Origin of the sequence: Sphaerisporangium flaviroseum (assembly GCF_039537005.1) — a bacterium.
Classification (GTDB): Bacteria; Actinomycetota; Actinomycetes; order Streptosporangiales; family Streptosporangiaceae; genus Sphaerisporangium; species Sphaerisporangium flaviroseum.
On record NZ_BAAAZR010000004.1, the window covers coordinates 562,598 to 582,239 of the forward strand.

At 70.7% G+C, this 19,642-nt stretch carries 15 protein-coding genes; 1 reads left to right on the top strand and 14 read right to left on the bottom strand.

The window, feature by feature from the left end; all coding sequences use genetic code 11:
- The first annotated feature begins 448 nt into the window (after window positions 1–448).
- Complete coding sequence (locus ABD810_RS14190; protein ID WP_344938855.1) at window positions 449–595, top strand: hypothetical protein; 147 nt, start codon at window positions 449–451, stop codon at window positions 593–595.
- A gap of 315 nt (window positions 596–910) precedes the next feature.
- On the opposite strand, the gene pyk is transcribed toward ABD810_RS14190, so the two are convergent.
- The 14 genes from pyk to ABD810_RS14260 form a co-directional block, all read right to left on the bottom strand.
- Complete coding sequence (pyk, locus tag ABD810_RS14195) at window positions 911–2,344, bottom strand: pyruvate kinase (protein WP_344938857.1); 1,434 nt, start codon at window positions 2,342–2,344, stop codon at window positions 911–913.
- 355 nt (window positions 2,345–2,699) lie between these two features.
- On the bottom strand, window positions 2,700–4,430 hold the full coding sequence (locus ABD810_RS14200; RefSeq protein ID WP_344938859.1) for a S8 family peptidase: 1,731 nt from the start codon (window positions 4,428–4,430) through the stop codon (window positions 2,700–2,702).
- Between the two features lie 193 nt (window positions 4,431–4,623).
- Entirely contained in the window at window positions 4,624–6,108 is a 1,485-nt protein-coding gene (locus ABD810_RS14205; RefSeq protein WP_344938861.1) for a glutamate synthase subunit beta, read from the bottom strand.
- A 14-nt stretch (window positions 6,109–6,122) separates the two neighbouring features.
- Window positions 6,123–10,637: a glutamate synthase large subunit gene (gene gltB / locus ABD810_RS14210; protein ID WP_344938863.1), complete on the bottom strand. Its 4,515-nt coding sequence runs from the start codon at window positions 10,635–10,637 to the stop codon at window positions 6,123–6,125.
- Between the two features lie 328 nt (window positions 10,638–10,965).
- Window positions 10,966–11,616, bottom strand: a complete 651-nt coding sequence (locus ABD810_RS14215; RefSeq protein ID WP_344938865.1) for a hypothetical protein — start codon at window positions 11,614–11,616, stop codon at window positions 10,966–10,968.
- A gap of 11 nt (window positions 11,617–11,627) precedes the next feature.
- Complete coding sequence (locus ABD810_RS14220; protein WP_344938867.1) at window positions 11,628–12,437, bottom strand: hypothetical protein; 810 nt, start codon at window positions 12,435–12,437, stop codon at window positions 11,628–11,630.
- 145 nt (window positions 12,438–12,582) lie between these two features.
- Window positions 12,583–13,881 (bottom strand): prolipoprotein diacylglyceryl transferase, encoded by a 1,299-nt coding sequence (gene lgt, locus ABD810_RS14225; protein WP_344938869.1) that lies wholly within the window; start codon window positions 13,879–13,881, stop codon window positions 12,583–12,585.
- A gap of 26 nt (window positions 13,882–13,907) precedes the next feature.
- Window positions 13,908–14,660, bottom strand: coding sequence for a DsbA family protein (locus tag ABD810_RS14230; protein WP_344938871.1), 753 nt, complete (start codon window positions 14,658–14,660; stop codon window positions 13,908–13,910).
- Window positions 14,660–15,214 (bottom strand): MauE/DoxX family redox-associated membrane protein, encoded by a 555-nt coding sequence (locus ABD810_RS14235; protein ID WP_344938872.1) that lies wholly within the window; start codon window positions 15,212–15,214, stop codon window positions 14,660–14,662. The genes ABD810_RS14230 and ABD810_RS14235 overlap by 1 nt, the downstream gene beginning before the upstream one ends.
- A gap of 278 nt (window positions 15,215–15,492) precedes the next feature.
- Window positions 15,493–16,287 (bottom strand): tryptophan synthase subunit alpha, encoded by a 795-nt coding sequence (gene trpA / locus ABD810_RS14240; RefSeq protein ID WP_344938874.1) that lies wholly within the window; start codon window positions 16,285–16,287, stop codon window positions 15,493–15,495.
- Between the two features lie 31 nt (window positions 16,288–16,318).
- Window positions 16,319–17,545 (bottom strand): tryptophan synthase subunit beta, encoded by a 1,227-nt coding sequence (gene trpB, locus ABD810_RS14245; protein WP_344939064.1) that lies wholly within the window; start codon window positions 17,543–17,545, stop codon window positions 16,319–16,321.
- 11 nt (window positions 17,546–17,556) lie between these two features.
- Window positions 17,557–18,381: an indole-3-glycerol phosphate synthase TrpC gene (gene trpC, locus ABD810_RS14250; RefSeq protein ID WP_344938876.1), complete on the bottom strand. Its 825-nt coding sequence runs from the start codon at window positions 18,379–18,381 to the stop codon at window positions 17,557–17,559.
- A gap of 189 nt (window positions 18,382–18,570) precedes the next feature.
- Window positions 18,571–19,008, bottom strand: coding sequence for a DUF2752 domain-containing protein (locus ABD810_RS14255; protein ID WP_344938878.1), 438 nt, complete (start codon window positions 19,006–19,008; stop codon window positions 18,571–18,573).
- Window positions 19,008–19,505: a CD225/dispanin family protein gene (locus tag ABD810_RS14260; RefSeq protein ID WP_344938881.1), complete on the bottom strand. Its 498-nt coding sequence runs from the start codon at window positions 19,503–19,505 to the stop codon at window positions 19,008–19,010. The genes ABD810_RS14255 and ABD810_RS14260 overlap by 1 nt, the downstream gene beginning before the upstream one ends.
- Window positions 19,506–19,642 lie beyond the last annotated feature (137 nt).

Sequence of the window (19,642 nt, forward strand, 5' to 3'; positions counted from 1 at the left end):
GCCGTACCGGGTGTAGGCCTCCACGATCCACGGCGCGAGTCCCAGCGCGAGCCCACCCACCAGGGCCGGCAGGACGGCCGCCCGGCGCCACGCGCGTACGGCCGGCCAGGCGAGGCCGAGCGCCAGCACGAGCCACACCGCGTCGCCGGGCCGCAGCAGCGCGGCCACGGCCACGCCGGCCGCCAGGCCGAGGAGCGGGCCCTGGGCCGTCCGGGAGGACGCGGCCACGTCCGGATCGCCGGCGGCGCGGGGGTCCCGGACGGCCAGGAGGAAGAACGCGGTGGCCGCCACCGAGGCGTAGGCGACGTACAGGTTCGGCATCACGGCGCCGCCGTAGTACTGGACCACCCACAGACCGGCGAACAGCAGCGCGGCGAGCGCCACCACGGCCGGGTGCCCACGGTGGGCCAGCACGCGCAGCCAGGGCAGATAGGCCACGAACAGGCCGGTGGAGGACAGCAGCGTCATCCAGAGCCGCACGACCGACGGCGAGGCGGAGAAGAACGCCACCGGGGCGACCAGCCAGGTGATCCCCCGGGCACGCGGAGCGGTGAACGCGGCATCCGGCAGGCTAGGGCTGACCTGGCTGAGATAGACCATCTCGTCCCAGCCCCAGCGCAGGCCGTTGCCGACGAACGCGAGCTGGGCGAGCCCGTACAGCGCCGCCACGAAGGCCAGCGGGGCCGCCGGATGGCCGAGCACCCGCGATGTCCAGAGGGGCCGCCGGCTCCAGAGACGGCCGACCCTCGGCCGGCCGGCCTCTCCCTTGCGACTCCCGGCCACCGTCATGGAACCGATTGAAGCCGGTCGTGTTACGGCGAACCGCCTCACATGCGGCTCTTGGTGATCTCCCCACCGGACCTCTACCGAAGGCGTACGGCCGCACAGGGTCCGCCCGCGCGTACGAGGATCAGGCGCCGCCGCTGGAGACGGCCGAGCCGATGGTGTGGACGCGCAGGGCGTTGGTGGAGCCGTGGTTGCCGGGAGGCGATCCGGCGACGACGACGACCTTGTCGCCCTTCTCGTAGCGGCCGGTGGACAGCAGGGCCGACTCGACCTGGCGCACCATGTCGTCGGTGTGGTGCACGAACGGCACTTCGAAGGTCTCCACGCCCCAGGTGAGGGCGAGCTGGCCGCGCACCTCCGGGGCGGAGGTGAAGGCCAGCAGCGGGATCGGGGAGCGGTAGCGGGCGAGCCGCCGCGCGGTCTCCCCCGACATCGTGAAGGCGCACAGGGCCTTGGCGCCGACGATCGCCCCGACCTCGGCCGCCGCGCGGGCGATCGCGCCGCCGGTGGTCTCGGGGAGCCGCTCGAAGGTGTGCGTCGACTGGAGCGAGTCGGCCTCGGCCGCCGAGGCGATGCGCGCCATCGTCGCGACCGACTCGATGGGATAGCTGCCGACCGAGGTCTCGCCGGAGAGCATGACGGCGTCGGCGCCGTCCATCACGGCGTAGGCGACGTCGGAGGCCTCGGCGCGGGTGGGCCGGGGAGCGCTCATCATCGAGTCGAGCATCTGGGTGGCCACGATGACCGGGTGGGCCTTCTCCCTGGCCAGGGCGATGGCGCGCCGCTGCACGACCGGGACCTGCTCCAGCGGGAGCTCGACGCCGAGGTCGCCGCGGGCGACCATGATGCCGTCGAACGCGTCGACGATCGCCTCGAGATGCTCGACCGCCTGCGGCTTCTCGATCTTGGCGAGCAGCGGCAGGTGGACGCCCTCCTCGTCCATGATGGCGCGCACGATCTGGGCGTCGTCGGGGCTGCGCACGAAGGAGAGGGCGATCATGTCGAAGCCGGTGCGCAGGGCCCAGCGCAGATCCTCCTCGTCCTTGTCGGTGAGGGCGGGGGCGGAGACCACGACACCGGGCAGGTTGAGGCCCTTGTTGTCGGAGATCATGCCGCCGACGACGACCTTGGTGACGACGCGCGGGCCGTCGACCTCCGTGGCCTCCAGCACCAGGCGGCCGTCGTCGACCAGGATCGTGTCGCCGGGGCGCACGTCGTTCGGAAGGCCGTCGTAGGTCGTGGAGACCAGGTTGCGGTCGCCGGGGACGTCTTCGGTGGTGATGGTGAAGACGTCGCCGAAGCCGAGGCGCACGGGGCCCTCGGCGAACCGGCCTACCCGGATCTTCGGCCCCTGGAGGTCCGCTAGAACGCCGACCGCCTTGCCCAGTTCGGCGGCGGCCTCCCTCACCCTGGCGTGAACCTCCTTGTGGAGCTCATGGCTTCCGTGGCTGAGGTTGAACCGCGCGACGTTCATACCCGCGGCGATCAGCTCGCGCAGGCGCTCCGGAGAGGAGGTGGCGGGGCCCAGTGTGCAGACAATCTTCGCTCGACGACTCACAAGTCCTACCCTAATTGGTACAGACCACTTGGTGATGACGAACTCCATCGCCCTTGGGGAAATCCAGGTGGCGCGAGCCCGCCATCGGGCTGCCCCGGGCACGTCGTCGCAGGCAGAAGTCGATGCCTGGACGTGAACCCCGACGTATGCGACCGGGCGCTCCAGGTCCGTATTCAGTGTGCGTGTGCCTCTCAGGATAGGCGTCACGCGAGCGCGGGTCAGCCGCGTCGGCGAACCGGCCATGGCCGTTCATCCGGTGTTCACCATGCGGCCGGTCGGCCCGCCACACCGAAACGGCTCCCGGCCCACGCGTGCGCGTGGGCCGGGAGCCGTATGCGGCCCGCCCTCAGGCGGGTCAGTGCTTGGCGGTGGCGGCGCGGTAGGCGTTGACCAGACCGTGCCCGTAGAAGCCGTTCTTCGACGTGGGGCCCGCGCAGAGGTGCTTCTGCTCGCTCACGGAGTAGGTGATGGAGCCGGACGACGGGCACCCGACTCGGTCGGCCGTGGCGTACAGCAGTTCCTGCACCCGCGCGGGGCTGAGGGCCAGGCCGCCCCTGCCCGGCTTGCCGAAGCGGCTGATCAGGATCGCGGCGACGCCGGCGGCGTGCGGCGAGGCCATCGAGGTGCCGGAGAGGTACTGGTAGTACGAGCACTTCCCTTGGTGGCAGTCGCGCACCACCGAGGAGCCGGTGGGCTTGCCCGAACCGTCGATCAGCTTCTGCTTGCGCAGCGCCCGGGTCGGCGCGGCGGCCAGGATCTCCCTAGCCGTGCCCTTCAGCGAGGTGCCCGCGTCGGTGGGGTCGCCACCGGGAGCGGCGAGGTCGGTCTGCTCGGTCCCGTAGTCGGAGTACCAGGCCTTGCGCTTGCTGGGCCCGACGGCGGAGACGGAGATGACGCCACGCGACTCGGCCGGCACGTTCAGGCAGGAGTTGTCGATCGTGCGGTCACGCTCGGAACCGGCGGGGTAGCCGGGGCTGTCCTTGTCCGTCGTGGGGTGACCGAGGTCGGTGGAGCCGTTCCCGAGCGCGCTGATGAGCGTGACGCCGTGGCCGCGGGCGTAGTCGAGCGCGCGCTGGACACCGGTGATGATCCCGGCCTGCTGCAGTTGCTCGGCGCGGGAGTCGGCCTTGTTGCGGGCGCAGTTGAAGGTCCACGGGTCGACGAAGAAGCTCATGTTGACCACGTCGATGCCCGCGTCACCGGCGTAGGTCAGCGCGTCCAGTACCGGCTTGAGGAAGAAGAAGCCCGAGTCGGTGCCGGCGCGGATGTTGACGAGCGAGACGCCGGGCGCGACGCCCGCGACGCCGATGCCGTTGAGCGGCGAGCCGATGGTGCTCGCCACGTGGGTGCCGTGGCCGTCGTCGTCCACATCGGCCGGGTCCTTGCAGTTCTTGTACTCGCAGGGCCCGTCGAGCGTCTTGCCCTTGGAGTCCTTCGGGCGGTCGACCACGAAGTTGCGGCTGAGCCTGCGGTCGAAGTTGGGGGCGATGTCGGGGTGCCTGCCGTCCACGCCGGTGTCGATGACGCCGACCAGGACCCTCTTGCTGCCGCGGTCCTTGGCGTACGAGCCGCCGGGCGTGGCGCCGATCATTTTCATGTTCCACTGCCGGGCCGACAGCGGGTCGCCGCGGGTCGCGGCGGCGGCGGCCTGGGACGAGGACGCGGCGGCGGGGAAGGCCCCCTGGGCCGGCGCCGAGACCTCCGCGGCGGGGGTGGCGACGGCGGGCACGGAGACCGGGCCCTGGGCCGGGAGGGCGGCGGCCGAACCGACCCTGCGGTTGTCGGTCACGCCGACGATGGACGAGCTCGCGCCCAGCCGCTCGGCGAAGGCCGTGCCCGGACCGTGCACCAGGGCGTACCCCAGCTTGGCGTCCACGGCCTCGACGACGCCGCCGCCGGACCTGATCGCGCTCAGCGCGTCGGCCTGCCTGCCCTGGGCGTAGAAGACGAGGTACTGGCTCGCCTCCCCCGGCGCCGGCCTGGCGACGGCCGGACCGGCGCCCGTCACGAGAGAGCCCGCGGCCAGCGTGCCCGCGACAGCGATTGAAACGACAGCGCCCCTCAGGCGTCTGTACCCCCGCACCATGGACCCTCTCCTCATGCCCTGTCATACGACGAGGCAGCATCTTTCAGCGGATCGAGGACCAAAGCAAATTGTCGATGAAATCCTCCGGCAATCCACCCGTTATAGAGATATATAGCGCCAAGTTACCGGTTGAATGCTTGAAACAGCACAAAGAGGACGGCGCCCCTGGCCCGGGACGCCGTCCTCGAGTCCATCAGATCAGCGGCCGTGCCGTCGGCGGGATCGCGACGGGGAGCGCCGTCTGGCCGGTGAGGTAGTGGTCCGCGGCGGCGGCCGCCGAGCGGCCCTCCGCGATCGCCCACACGATGAGCGACTGGCCACGACCCATGTCACCGGCGACGAAGACACCGTCCACACCCGACATATACGACTTGTTCCGTGCGACGTTGCCCCGGGCGTCGAAGAACGAGTCCGGGTCGCCGGCCAGGGCGGCCAGGTCGGCGAGCAGGGGACCCTTCTCGGGGCCCAGGAAGCCCATGGCCAGCGTGACCAGCTCGGCAGGAATCTCGCGCTCGGTGCCGGGGATGGGCCTGAAGCCGCTGGCCGGCCCCTCCACGTCCACCAGGCGCAGGGCCTTCACCCGTCCCTGGTCGTCCGCGACGAACTCGGTGGTCGAGACGGCGTACACCCGCGCGCCACCCCCGTCCTCGAGCTCCTCGTGGGCGCTCTCCGTCTTGAACAGCATGGGGTACGTCGGCCACGGCTGGGCCTCCGGCCGCAGGCCCGGGGGCTTGGGCATGATCTCGAGCTGGGTCACCGAGATCGCGCCCTGGCGCATCGCGGTGCCGACGCAGTCGGCACCGGTGTCACCGCCGCCGATCACCACGACGTGCTTGCCCTCGGCGGACACCGGGGAGACGGCGAGGTCGCCCTCCTGCACCTTGTTGGACAGCGGGAGGTACTCCATGGCCTGGTAGACGCCCTTGTGCTCGCGGCCGGCCACGGGCAGGTCGCGCCACGCGGTGGCGCCGCCGGAGAGCACGATCGCGTCGAACTCCTCGCGGAGCCGCTCGACCGTGACGTCCACGCCGACGTTGACGCCCGTGCGGAACTCGGTGCCCTCCGCGCGCATCTGCGCGAGGCGCCGGTCGACGTGCCGCTTCTCCATCTTGAACTCGGGAATGCCGTAGCGCAGCAGGCCGCCGATCCGGTCGGCGCGCTCGAACACCACCACGTCGTGCCCGGCCCGGGTGAGCTGCTGGGCCGCGGCCAGGCCCGCGGGCCCCGATCCGACGACGGCGACCTTCTTGCCGGTCCTGGCCGCCGGCGGCTGGGGGGTCACCCAGCCCTCGGCGAAGGCCCGGTCGATGATCTCGACCTCGACCCGCTTGATGGTCACGGGGTCGGAGTTGATGCCCAGCACGCACGCCGCTTCGCAGGGAGCCGGGCACAGGCGGCCGGTGAACTCGGGGAAGTTGTTGGTGGCGTGCAGCCGCTCGATCGCCTCGCGCCAGTCGTCTCGGAACACGAGGTCGTTCCACTCGGGGATGAGGTTCCCGAGCGGGCAGCCGTTGTGGCAGAACGGGATGCCGCAGTCCATGCAGCGCGCGGCCTGCTTGGTGAGGGCCGGCTTGGGGAAGTCCTCGTAGACCTCCCGCCAGTCGCGGATGCGGACGTCGACCGGGCGGCGCGCCGGCAACTCACGCTCGTACGTCAGAAAACCCTTGGGGTCAGCCATCGGTGAAACCTCCCTTAGCCGTGCACGGCGGCCATGACCGCCTCGTCGATGTCCCTGCCCTCGGCACGCGCGGCCTCGGCCGCCTTCAGCACCCGCTTGTAGTCGATCGGCATGACCTTGCCGAAGCGGGTGAGGGTGCCGTCCCAGTCGTCGAGCAGCGTCTTGGCGACGGTGGACCCCGTCTCCGCCAGGTGCCGCTCGACGATGTCCCTGAGGAACTCCGAGTCCTCCTCGGTCAGCTCCTCGACCTCGACCATCTCGCGGTTGACGCGTACGAGGTTCAGGTCGAGCACGTAGGCGACGCCGCCCGACATGCCCGCCGCGAAGTTGCGCCCGGTCGGGCCGAGCACGATCGCCCGGCCGCCCGTCATGTACTCGCAGCCGTGGTCGCCCACGCCCTCCACGACGGCGGTCGCGCCGGAGTTGCGGACGCAGAACCGCTCGCCCACCACGCCCCGGATGAACACCTCGCCGGAGGTCGCGCCGTACAGGCCGACGTTCCCGGCGATGACCTGCGTCTCGGCGCTGAACGGAGCGTCGGGGTGCGGCCGCACCGTGACGCGCCCGCCGGACAGGCCCTTGGCCAGGTAGTCGTTGGCGTCGCCGGTCAGCCGCAGGGTGATGCCCCTGGGCACGAACGCGCCGAAGGAGTTGCCCGCCGACCCGGTGAAGCTCACGTCGATCGTGTTGTCGGGCAGGCCCTGCCCGCCGAACCGCGTGGTCACCTGGTGACCGAGCATGGTGCCGACCGTGCGGTTGACGTTACGGATCGGCAGCTCCAGCGTCACCCGGTCGCCGTACTTGAGCGCACCCTCGGCGAGCTGGATGAGCGTGTTGTCCAGCGCCTTGTCGAGGCCGTGGTCCTGGGCCACCGTGCGGTGCAGCGGCGTGCCCTCGGGCAGCGAGGGGACGTGCAGGATCGGGGACAGGTCGAGACCCGCCGCCTTCCAGTGGTCCTCCGCCGCGGCGGTGTCCAGGAACTCGGCGTGGCCGACGGCCTCGTCGATCGAGCGGAACCCGAGCGCGGCCAGGTACTCGCGGACCTCCTCGGCGACGAACTCGAAGAAGTTGACCACGAACTCCGGCTTGCCGGTGAACCGCTTGCGCAGCTCGGGGTTCTGCGTCGCGACGCCGACCGGGCAGGTGTCCAGGTGGCAGACGCGCATCATGACGCAGCCGGACACCACCAGCGGGGCGGTCGCGAAGCCGAACTCCTCGGCACCGAGCAGCGCGGCGACGATCACGTCGCGGCCGGTCTTGAGCTGGCCGTCAGCCTGCACCACGATGCGGTCGCGCAGGCCGTTGAGCAGCAGCGTCTGCTGGGTCTCCGCCAGGCCGAGCTCCCACGGAGTGCCCGCGTGCTTGATCGAGGTCAGCGGCGAGGCGCCGGTGCCGCCGTCGTGCCCGGAGATGAGCACCACGTCGGCGTGCGCCTTGCTGACCCCGGCCGCCACGGTCCCGACCCCTACCTCCGCGACGAGCTTCACGTGGACGCGCGCGGCGGGGTTGGAGTTCTTCAGATCGTGGATCAGCTGGGCCAGGTCCTCGATGGAGTAGATGTCGTGGTGCGGCGGCGGCGAGATGAGGCCGACGCCGGGCGTGGAGTGCCGGGTCTTGGCGATCCAGGGGTACACCTTGTGACCGGGCAGCTGGCCGCCCTCGCCGGGCTTGGCGCCCTGGGCCATCTTGATCTGCAGGTCGGCGGCGTTGACCAGGTATTCGCTGGTCACGCCGAACCGGCCGGAGGCCACCTGCTTGATCGCGGAGCGGCGCACCGGGTCGTTGAGCCGCTCGGGGTCCTCGCCGCCCTCACCGGTGTTGGACTTGGCGCCCAGCCGGTTCATCGCGATCGCGATGGTCTCGTGCGCCTCCTGCGAGATCGACCCGTAGGACATGGCGCCGGTGGAGAAGCGCTTCACGATGCTCTCGACCGGCTCCACCTCCTCGATCGGGACCGGCGGGCGCACGCCCTCGCGCAGCTTGAACAGCCCACGCAGCGTCATCAGGCTCTCGGCGTGCGAGTCGACCAGGCCGGTGTACTGCTTGAAGATCTCGTACCGCCGCGTGCGGGTGGCGTGCTGCAGCCTGAACACCGTCTCCGGGTTGAACAGGTGCGGCTCGCCCTCGCGCCGCCACTGGTACTCGCCGCCGACCTCCAGGCGCCGGTGGGCGTTCTCGGCGCGCGGGTAGGCCCGCAGGTGCCGCAGGCCGATCTCCTTCGCGAGCACGTCGAAGCCGACGCCGCCCAGCCGGGAGGTGGTGCCTACGAAACAGGCGTCGATGACGTCCTGGCCGAGGCCTAGCGCCTCGAAGATCTGCGCGCCGGTGTAGGAGGCGACCGTGGACACGCCCATCTTGGACATGATCTTCAGTACGCCCTTGCCGTACGCCTTGATCAGGTTGCGCACGGCGGCACGCGGGTCGAGGCTCAGCGCCCCGGTGGCGACCATGTCCTCGATGGTCTCGATCGCCAGGTAGGGGTTGACGGCGGAGGCGCCGTAGCCGATCAGCAGCGCCATGTGGTGGCACTCGCGGGCCTCGCCGGTCTCGATGACCAGGCCGACGCGCGTGCGCGACTTCTCGTGGATCAGGTGGTGGTGCACCGCGCCGGTCAGCATCAGCGACGGGATCGGGGCCATCCGGCCGTCGGAGCCCCGGTCGGAGAGCACGATGATGCGGGCCCCGCCGGCGATCGCCTGCGAGACCTCCGCGCAGATCTCCTCCAGCCGGTGCAGCAGCCCCTCACCGCCGCCGGCCACCTCGAACAGGCCGGAGACGACGTGCGGCTGGAATCCGGGCAGCGCGCCCTCGTCGTTGATGTGGATGACCTTGGCGAGCTCGTCGTTGTCGATCACCGGATACGGCAGGACGAGCCTGCGGCAGGACGCCGGGCCGGGCTCGAGCAGGTTGCCCTCCGGGCCGATGGTCGTCTGCAGCGAGGTGACGAGCTCTTCGCGGATCGCGTCCAGCGGCGGGTTGGTCACCTGGGCGAACAGCTGGCTGAAGTAGTCGAACAGCAGCCGCGGCTTCTCGCTCAGGACGGCGACGGGCGAGTCGGTGCCCATCGAGCCGATCGGCTCGGCGCCGGCCTTGGCCATCGGGGCCAGGATGACGCGCAGCTCCTCCTCGGTGTAGCCGAAGGTCTGCTGGCGCTTGACCAGGGCCTCGTGGGTGACGATCGGGCGCTGCCGCTCGGGCAGCTCCTCGAAGCGCACGAGCCCGGCGTGCAGCCACTCGCCGTACGAGTGCTCGCCGGCGAGCTCGGCCTTGACCTCGTCGTCCTCGATGATCATGCCGCGCTCGGTGTCGACGAGGAACATCTTGCCGGGCTGCAGCCGGCCCTTGCGGACGACCTTGGACGGCTCGATGTCCAGCACGCCGGCCTCGGACGCGAGCACGACCAGGCCGTCGTCGGTCACCCAGAACCGGCCGGGACGCAGGCCGTTGCGGTCGAGGACCGCGCCCACGAGAGTGCCGTCGCTGAAGGTGATCGACGCAGGACCGTCCCACGCCTCCATCGACGTGGAGTGGTACTCGTAGAAGGCGCGGCGCGCGGGATCCATCTCGGTGTGGTTCTCCCACGCCTCGGGGATCATCATGAGCACCGCGTGCGGGAGGCTGCGGCCACCGAGGTGGAGCAGTTCCAGGCACTCGTCGAAGGACGCGGTGTCGGAGGCGTCCGGGTCGCAGATCGGGAAGAGCCGCGCGAGGTCACCGGGGATCAGGTCGGTCCGCAGCATCGCCTCGCGGGCCCGCATCCAGTTGCGGTTGCCCTTGACGGTGTTGATCTCACCGTTGTGCGCGATGTACCGGTAGGGGTGGGCCAGCGGCCACGACGGGAAGGTGTTGGTGGAGAAACGTGAGTGCACCAGGGCGATCGCGCTGGCGAACCTCTCGTCGGACAGGTCGGGGAAGAAGGGCTCGAGCTGCGGCGTCGTCAGCATGCCCTTGTAGACGATCGTCCGCGACGACAGGGAGGGGAAGTAGACGTCCACCTCGTGCTCGGCGCGCTTGCGCAGGCAGAAGACCCGGCGATCGAGCTGCAGCCCGGTCTCGCCGTCCGGAGAGGAGACGAAGAGCTGCCGGAAGGCCGGCATGACCGCACGGGCACTCGGCCCGGCATGGGCGTGGTCGACGGGAACCTCGCGCCAGCCGAGGACCGTGAGTCCCTCCTCGGCGGCGATCTCCTCGATCATCCCGGTGCCGATCGCGCGGGCCTGCTCGTCGTTCGGCAGGAACGCGATGCCGGCGGCGTAGGAGCCGGCCGGGGGAAGCGGGAAGTCCACGGATTCGCGGAGGAACGCGTCGGGTATCTGCGTCAGGATTCCGGCTCCGTCGCCGGTGTCCGGTTCGCTACCCTTGGCCCCTCGGTGATCCAGGTTGCACAGTGCCGTCAGGGCCTTCGCTACGATGTCGTGACTGCGGCGCCCGGCGACATCCGCCACCATGGCGACACCGCACGCGTCATGCTCCTGCGAAGGGTGATACAGGCCCTGGGGCTCGGGGGAACCGAGGTGGGCAGCAGGCATTGAATCCCTCCCGTCGTCTTCGTCTGCTTCGTCTGGCTTGGCGAGTGCAGGCAAGAGGGACGACGTTGGCCCTGCTGCTGTTAGGTGTGTAGAGACTACCGCACCCTGTCGGAATAGTGCCCGCCAGGTGGTGATCGCGAACATTCACCGTGTAGGTGGTGAGGACACTGGAGTGTCCGGTGTCGTACGTCCCGGGCCGCAGTTAGCAGAACGACTCACGGAACGACGTTATTCCGGGACAGATTGTCGCCATGTTGCCTGGTAAGGCCCATGTTCCGGTCAAGACACACCGCGTCGGCCGGCCGCCGTGGCCCCGCCGGCGGCGCGCTCAGCCGCCGGCGCTCAGGACGCGCCGCTGGACGAACCCGCTGAGCGTCTCTAGGGCGAGCTGCGGGAAGGTGAGATCGGCTCTGCCCTCGTCGCCCACCGGGCCGACCCAGTTGACCACCGCGAAGTGGCCGAGTGCCCGCACCTCCGCCCTGCTGTGGCCGGCGTCGAACGACGGCGGCTGGCCGGGGGCGAGCCGCAGGAACCCCTCGCCGTCCTTGGGGTCGAGCGCGGTCACGAGCCGGTCGGCCGAGGCGCCGTCGGCCATGTCGAACACGGCGTACTGGCCGGAGACGGCGCCGTCGGAGCTGGAGAAGCTCGCGCGCACGACGCGGGCGCAGCCGGTGACGGCGCTGGTCGGGCCACTCCCCCACAGCGCCTCCGCGCAGTCGGTGGACACGGTGACCTGGCGGCGGTTCATGGCCACGCCCGAGGAGGTGAGCGTGGCGGCCTGCCCGAACACCTCCTGCTCGCTCACCGGGCGGGGGTCCTTCGCCCGGGTGGCGATCGGGTCGTACAGCGCGGATGTGCGCTCACCCCGGAACGTCGCCGGGCTCGGGCCCGTCTCCGGCCGCAGGGTGACGAACAGGATCGACCCCGCGCCGGCGAGCACTCCGGCGACCGCGACGGCGATCCACGTACGGCTGAGCATGGCCAGTCAGCCTACTTCGCGGGAGGGGTCGCGGACCCGGTGACGGCGACGACGCGGCGGTAGATCGCCTTCTCGGCGCCCCGGGCGCCCAGGATCAGCGAGACGAAGTCGTCCTTGGCCGTCGGCTCCTGGCCGTCGGCCCGCCCGACCCAGACGAACCCGGCGTAGTGCCCCATCGCGTGACCGCTGGCCTCGGTGTAGCCGTCGGTCACGAAGGAGGCGGCCTCCGACTCCAGCGGGCGCACCCAGCCGCCCCCTCGGTAGAGGGTGGCCATGTCGCGCACGAACCCGTCGGCGGCCTCGGAACTGGCCATGTTGAACAGGGTGTACTGGGCGATGTACCGGCGGTCCGCACTCAGGTAGACACCGCGGACGGCCTGCGTGCAGCCGGTCTCCGGGAGCTTGGCCAGCACGCCGCCACCCCACATGGCGGGCGCGCAGGCATCGTCGAGGCGGCGGCCGAGCAGCTTCAAGGTCAGCTTGCCGCTCTTGAGCGTCTTGGTGGCGAAGACCTCCTCGGCCCGCAGCGGCGCCCTGTCGGCCTTGCGGTCGGCGATCGGGGCGAACAGCTTGAGCGAGGGCCAGGCCTGGTACTCGGCGGGACGGGGAAGGCCGATGGTGTCGGCCGAGCCGCTCTGCTCGGGCGGCGTGGAGACGCCGAGCGTGCTGATGATCGCGGTGAGCCCGAACCCTCCCAGCAGCACGGCCACGACCGTGCCGACGGCGATCAGGATGCGTTGCTGCCGCTGCGTCAGCCCGCGCTCGGACAGGGCCTCCACCTCGAACGAGGACCGGCGTCTCTTACTGCCGCGCGCGCTCACTGGCCGCCGGCACCCGGAAGCGAGCCGTGGCCGGGCATCAGGGCGCCGGCCACGGCGCCGGACACGGCCGGGCGGAGCCATCCGCCGGCCATATCGCGGTGCTTGTGGCGCATCTCGGCGTGCCCCCCCGAGGAGCCGCCTTGGATCATCGTGAATTCGCCTCCGAGTCGGACACCGCCTGCACCGCGGGATGGGCCGGGTCGGCGTCCCCGCCGGCGTCGGAGCCGATGACCGGATCCTGGGAGGGACGGATCGCTTCCCCGGCGTCCGCCTGATCCGCAGGATGGGCCGGGTCGACGTCCCCGCCGGCGTCGGAACCGATGACGGGATCCTGGGAGGGACGGATCGCCTCCCCGGCGTCCGCCTGATCCGCGGGATGGGCCGGGTCGACGTCCCCGCCGATGACCGGATCCTGGGCGGGAACGTTCTGGACCTCACCCGGGTCGGCCTGGTTCGCGGGGTGCGCCGGATCCGCCGCGCCCTCTTCCTCGCCCAGGGCGAGTGCGGGCTCGGCGGAGGGATCCGGCGCACCGGTGCCTTCCGCTACGGTCGACGCCTCGGCGACCTCGTGGTCGTCGGCCTGGTCGGCGGGATGCGCCGGGTCGGACACGGCTCCCGGACCCGCCGGCGGCACCACGATCTCCTCGGTGGTCTTGTTCCTGGTGAGCCAGAAGTAGACCAGGGCGCCGATGAGGATCACCACGGAGGTCCATTGGTTCAGCCGCAGGCCGAGGATCTGGTGGGCGGGGTCGACCCGCATGCCCTCGATCCAGAAGCGGCCCACGGTGTAGCCCGCGACGTAGAGCGCGAACAGCCTTCCGTGAGTCAGTGCGTACCGCCGGCCGGCCCAGATGAGCACGCCCGCCAGGGCCAGGTCCCACAACGACTCGTACAGGAAGGTGGGATGGTAGGTCGCCACGCCGGGGACCGTGCCGGGACGGCCGGGATCGATCTCCAGGCCCCACGGGAGAGTGGTCGGGCCGCCGAAGAGCTCCTGGTTGAAATAGTTGCCCCAGCGGCCGATGGCCTGGCCCACCGCAATGCCGGGCGCCACCGCGTCGGCCACCGCCGACAGCGAGATGCCGCGTCTTCGGCAGGCGATCCACACCCCGACGCCGCCGAGCGCCACCGCGCCCCAGATGCCGAGGCCGCCGTGCCAGATGTACAGCGCGTCGATCGGCTCGTTGGGGGCGTCGGGCCCGAAGTAGAGCTGCCAGTCGGTGATGACGTGATAGAGCCGCCCGCCGACCAGGCCGAACGGAACGGCCCAGACGGCGAGGTCGGTGATGGTGCCGGGCTCGCCGCCGCGGGCACGCCAGCGGCGCTCGCCGATCCAGACGGCGGCGATGACACCGAGCACGATGCAGAAAGCGTAGGCCCGCAGAGGGATCGGTCCGAGGTGCCAGACCCCTTCTGACGGGCTGGGAATGAAGGCCAGGGGCATGTCAGGTGACGTTACCGTTTCCTGGGCTACTTCGCGGCATCAAGGATGGCCTGGCGCAGGGCGGCCGGGCTGAAGGCCACCTTGTTGTCGAGCTCCTTGCCGTCGAGGCGCAGGGTCGGCGTGCCCTGGGTGATGACTCCGGAGTCCAGGACCTTCTTGCTGTAGTCGGTCTGGGCCTGGAGGTGCTTCTGGCTCTTCACACAGGACTCGAACCCGGGGTCGGTGACTCCGGCCTCCTTGCCCCACTTGACGAGGTCGTCGATCGCGAAGCCGCTCGCGCTCTCGGACGGCTGCTCCTTGAACAGCCTGTCGTGGAAGGCCATCCACTGCTTGCCGTCCGGCACGCACCGGGCGGCAGCGGAGGCGCGCATGGTGTTGTTGTGCGCGGGCTCGGCGCTGAAGATGTTGATGGGGTGGTAGACCACCTTCACCTGGCCCGCCGCCGCCATGTTCTTCACCGTCGCCGAACTGGTCTGCTCGAAGCCCTGGCAGGCGGGACACTGGTAGTCCTCGTAGATGTCCAGGACCGGCTTCTCGACGCCCGGCTTGGCCATGACCACCGAGCCGTCGGCCTGCTGGGTGATCGGGGCGAGCGGCCCGCTGAGGGTCTCCGACTTGCCCGACTGGACATACCACCAGCCGCCCACGACGACCGCGAGCACCACGACCGCCACGATGACGACGGTGGCGAGGCGCTTGCGCTGCGCCTGCTTGCGCTCCTGCTCACGCTGGGCCTTGATCCGATCGCGCGCCGAGAGGTCCCGCGCAGCCTTTCCCATCAGAGACTCTCCTTCGTGTCGGGCTCATCGTCGGTGCCGTCGGCGTCGTGGTCCGGGCGCCCCGGCGACCGCGCCGGGGCCAGCCCCAGGGCGGAGTCGAGCGCCAAGCGGCCCGGGCCGAACCAGACGATCCACGCCCCCAACAGGAACAATCCGCCGTCGCGGAGGATTTCCCAGAAATAAGAGGGGCTCTGCCCGGCCGCCAGCTTGCCGCCCCCGCCGAAGCACCCGCAGTCGATGCGCAGGCCGCGAGCCCACGCCGACGCGATGCCGACCACGAAGGCCAGCATGAGCAGCGCGGAGACGGATCCCGCCACACGCGTGAGCAGCCCGACAACAAGCAACACCCCGACGACTATCTCTATGATCGGCAGGCCGTAGCCCACCGCGGTGGCGACCGGCTCCGACAGCAGCTCGTAGGCCTTCACCGCTTGGACGGAGAGGGCGGGTGTGCCGATTTTCAGCCAGCCGGCCGCGATCAGCACCCCGGCGACGACGAGCCGGGCGACGGTCGTCACCCAGGGTACCGCCGGGCGCACGTAAAGCGACCTCATCGGCGCGGCCTCCTCGGAAGTCCGGGCATTCTCATCTCCTTGGTCACGAACAGGCCGGTCTGCGGGACATCCAGCCGCGGACGTCCGGCACCGGGCACCGCATACCGAGTCCGGCACCGGGCACCGGGTACCGAGTCCGGCACCGGCGTTCCGCCGAAGAGTACCGGCTGCTCAGCCCATCATGACCACGATAAGAACCCGGTAAACGACCTTTGGGGGACGCCTGGCGGCGGCGAGCGCACCCGCGTGGACCTGCGGCGCAGGCCTCGCGAGTGGGATCAGGCGCGCACTCCCGCAGCCAGCTCGGCGGCGAGCTCGCGCACCGTCGCCAGGCCCGAGGACTCGTCGGGGGCGTCGAGGATGCGGCGGATGAACGCGGACCCCACGATGACACCGTCAGCGTAGCCCGCGACCTCCGCGGCCTGGGCACCGGTGCCGACACCGAGCCCCACGCAGACCGGCAGGTCGGTGTGGACGCGGCAGTGCTTCACCAGGCCCTCGGCCGCCGCGCTCACGCTCGTGCGGGCGCCGGTGACCCCCATCAGCGAGGCGGCGTACACGAACCCGGTGCAGCGGTCGACCACGGCCTGGATGCGCGGATCGGTGGAACTGGGCGCGACGAGGAACACCGTGTCGATGCCCGCGTCGGCGCTGAACGAGCACCAGGGCCCGGCCTCCTCGGGCGTGAGGTCGGGGGTGATGGTGCCCACGCCGCCCGCGTTGGCGAGGTCGCGGGCGAAACGCTCGGCCCCGTAGCGGTCGATCGGGTTCCAGTAGGTCATGACCAGCACGGCCGCGCCGGTCTTGGCCACTCCCTCGACGGTGCGCATCACGTCGGCGATGCGGGTGCCGTTGGTCAGCGCCCGGTGCACGGCGGCCTGGATGGTGGGACCGTCCATCAGCGGATCGGAGTACGGCAGGCCGATCTCGATGACGTCACAGCCCGCCTCGACCATGGCGGTCGCGGCGGCGACGGCGCCGTCCTTGGAGGGGAAGCCGGCCGGAAGGTATCCGACGAGAGCGGCTCGCCTGTCGGCCCGCGCCTTCTCGAACACCGTCTGAAGAGTCGTCATTTCAGGAAGTCCCGCTCACAGGTCTGTGGGCCTACAGGTTGAAATATTTCATGGCGGTGCCCATGTCCTTGTCGCCGCGGCCCGAGAGGTTGACCAGGATGGTCGCCTCGGGGCCGAGCTCCCGGCCGAGCTTCATCGTGCCGGCGAGCGCGTGCGCCGACTCGATCGCGGGGATGATGCCCTCGGTGCGGGCGAGGATGGAGAAGGCCTCCATCGCCTCGTCGTCGGTGATGCCGTGGTAGCTCGCGCGGCCGGAGTCCTTCAGCCAGGCGTGCTCGGGGCCGACACCGGGATAGTCGAGGCCGGCGGAGATCGAGTGGGACTCGATGGTCTGGCCCTCGTCGTCCTGCAGGACGTAGGTGCGGGAGCCGTGCAGGACGCCGACCGAGCCCTCGGTGAGGGTCAGAGCGTGCTCGCCGCTCTCGACGCCGTGGCCGCCGGCCTCGTAGCCGTGCAGCGCGACGCCCTCGTCATCGATGAAGGCGTGGAAGATGCCGATGGCGTTGGAACCGCCGCCGACGGCCGCCGCGACGGCGTCGGGAAGCCGGCCGGTGAGTTCGAGGACCTGGCGGCGGGCCTCGACGCCGATGATGCGCGCGAAGTCGCGGACGATCTCGGGGAAGGGATGGGGCCCGGCGACCGTGCCGAACAGGTAGTGGGTGCTGTCGACGTTGGTGACCCAGTCGCGGAACGCCTCGTTGATGGCGTCCTTGAGGGTGCGGCTGCCGTTGGCGACCGGGACGACGCCGGCCCCGAGGAGCTTCATGCGTGCCACGTTGAGCGCCTGGCGCTCGCAGTCGACCTCGCCCATGTAGATGACGCATTCGAGGCCGAGCAGGGCGCAGGCGGTCGCGGTGGCGACGCCGTGCTGGCCCGCGCCGGTCTCGGCGATGACGCGCGTCTTGCCCAGGCGCTTGGTGAGCAGGGCCTGGCCGAGCACATTGTTGATCTTGTGGGCGCCGGTGTGCGTGAGGTCCTCGCGCTTGAGGATCACGCGGGCGCCGCCCGCCGCCTCGCTGAACCGGCGCACCTCGGTGATGGTGGTCGGCCGGCCCGCGTATGTGCGCAGCAGGTGGTCGAACTCGCGCAGGAACCCGGCGTCGGTCTTGGCCTCTTCGTAGACCCGGGCCACCTCGTCGAGGGCGGGGATCAGCGCCTCCGGCACGAACCGGCCGCCGAAGACGCCGAAGCGGCCACGGATGTCGGGATCGTTGCCTGCCGGGCCGTTGCCCGCGAAGTCGGCCGCGGTGATCAGCATGCCTTCGGTCGTCACTGCTGCCTCTCGGGTCCGTTGTCGAGTCGCGATGCGGGGTGTGCGCCGGCGGTGACCAGATCGACCACCGCGGCCCGCGGGTCCTTGCCTGTGACCAGGCTCTCGCCGACGAGCACGGCGTCCGCGCCCGCTCGAGCGTACGCCAGCAGGTCGTGCGGGCCGCGCACACCGGATTCGGCGATCTTGATGACGCCGTCCGGGATCTTGGGTGCGATGCGGGAGAAGACCTCGCGATCGACCTCGAGGGTCTTGAGGTTCCGCGCGTTCACACCGATGATCTTCGCGCCCGCTTCCAGAGCCCGGTCGAGCTCTTCCTCAGTATGCACCTCGACCAGCGGCACCAGGCCGATCGACTCGGCGCGTTCGATCAACGAGATCAGAGCGTTCTGGTCGAGAGCGGCCACGATCAGCAGCGCCAGGTCGGCGCCGTGGGCCCGGGCCTCCCACAGCTGGTAGGAGCTGACGACGAAGTCCTTGCGCAGGACCGGGATGTCGACGGCCGCGCGCACCGCGGCCAGATCTTCCAGGCTTCCGCCGAACCTGCGCCGCTCGGTCAGCACGCTGATGACGTGCGCGCCGCCCGCTTCGTAGTCGCCGGCGAGCGCGGCGGGGTCGGCGATCGCCGCCAGCGCGCCCTTGGACGGGCTGGACCGCTTCACCTCGGCGATGACCGAGACCTTGTCACCGCCCAGCGCGGCGTACGCGTCTCTGGTGGCAGGCGCCCGCTGGGCACGGTCCTTGAGCTCCGCCAGCGACACGGCCTGCTGCCGTTCGGCGAGGTCGGCTCGCACGCCGTCCAGGATCTCGTCGAGCACGCTCACTTGATCTCCTCGCTTGGCTCGCTCACCCGATCAGGGTCCCTCCGGTCGACAGTGCCCGCGGGCCGAGGACACCTCGCCATCCGATCAGCTGAACGACTCGGAGGCCGGCTTCCTCTCCCGACCTTGCCCTGCCGATGGTATCGGGCTTACCGCCGTCGCCTCGCCACAGGGTGGCCGGATCTCCGGGGGTCACGGTGCCAGGAATCTGCCGAAAGGCAGGTTCCTCACGATCCAGTAGACGATGACGAGCGCGAGGAAGGCCCAGATGTAGGCCGGGTGGGCCAGAGTCGTGCGGCGGGGCCGCCCCTGCCACGCGCGCAGGACCCAGCGGCCCCACCAGAACAGCAGGAAGGGGATCGTGGCCACGGCGAGAGGGTTGAGCCCGAGCGCCGCGATCACGTCCCCGTGCGCCAGGGCGTGGACGGTGCGCAGCGTGCCGCAGCCCGGGCAGTAGAGCCCCGTGATGAACAGGAAGGGGCACGTGGGGTAGTGGCCCGGCGCGTTCGGATCCACCGCGCCGACATAGGTGAACAGCGCCCCCGTGAGCGCCGCGGCACCGAGGGGCGCGAGCAGGGACCGCAGACGGCCCGTGCCACGCCCCGCGGTGTGCTCCGCGTGTGAGGTCATCAGTAGTTGTACGAGGTGGTGCCGGCCGTCGAGAGCACCAGGGCCACCAGGAGGAAGTACCCCACGATGATGACCACCTGGGTGACGATGCCCCAGATCAGCGCCCGCTTCCACCAGGTCTTCGCCTCCTCCGACGCGGCGATGGCACCTTGGTAGTCGCCTACCGCCCACTTCGAATTGACCTGTGATGACTTGACGATCGACACGATTCCGAAAGGAAGGCAGCAGAAGATCGTCGTGAGGATCGCGGGCACCAGGTGGTTGTCCGGCGCGGCCGGCCCGCCACCGCCGTACGGCTGCTGCCCGTATCCGTAGCCCCCGCCGCCGGGGGGCGGGTAACCGCCCTGCTGGCCGTACCCTCCGCCCTGCTGCCCGTACCCGCCGGCCTGCTGGCCGTATCCCCCGGAGGGCTGGCCGCCACCCTGCTGGCCGTACCCCTCGCCAGGCTGCTGAGGGTCGTAGTCCCCAGGATTGCCCGGCTGATTCCCGTAGCTCATTGAAATACTCCCGTGAGGTCAATGTGCGTGTTGCGCTGCGGCAGCATAGCGATGACGAGAGACGTGAAGGGCAGATGTCCGACTTTGTGGGCTAACTTGTCACAAAGAACGTTCAGCGAAACGCTTTCCCCGGTCCC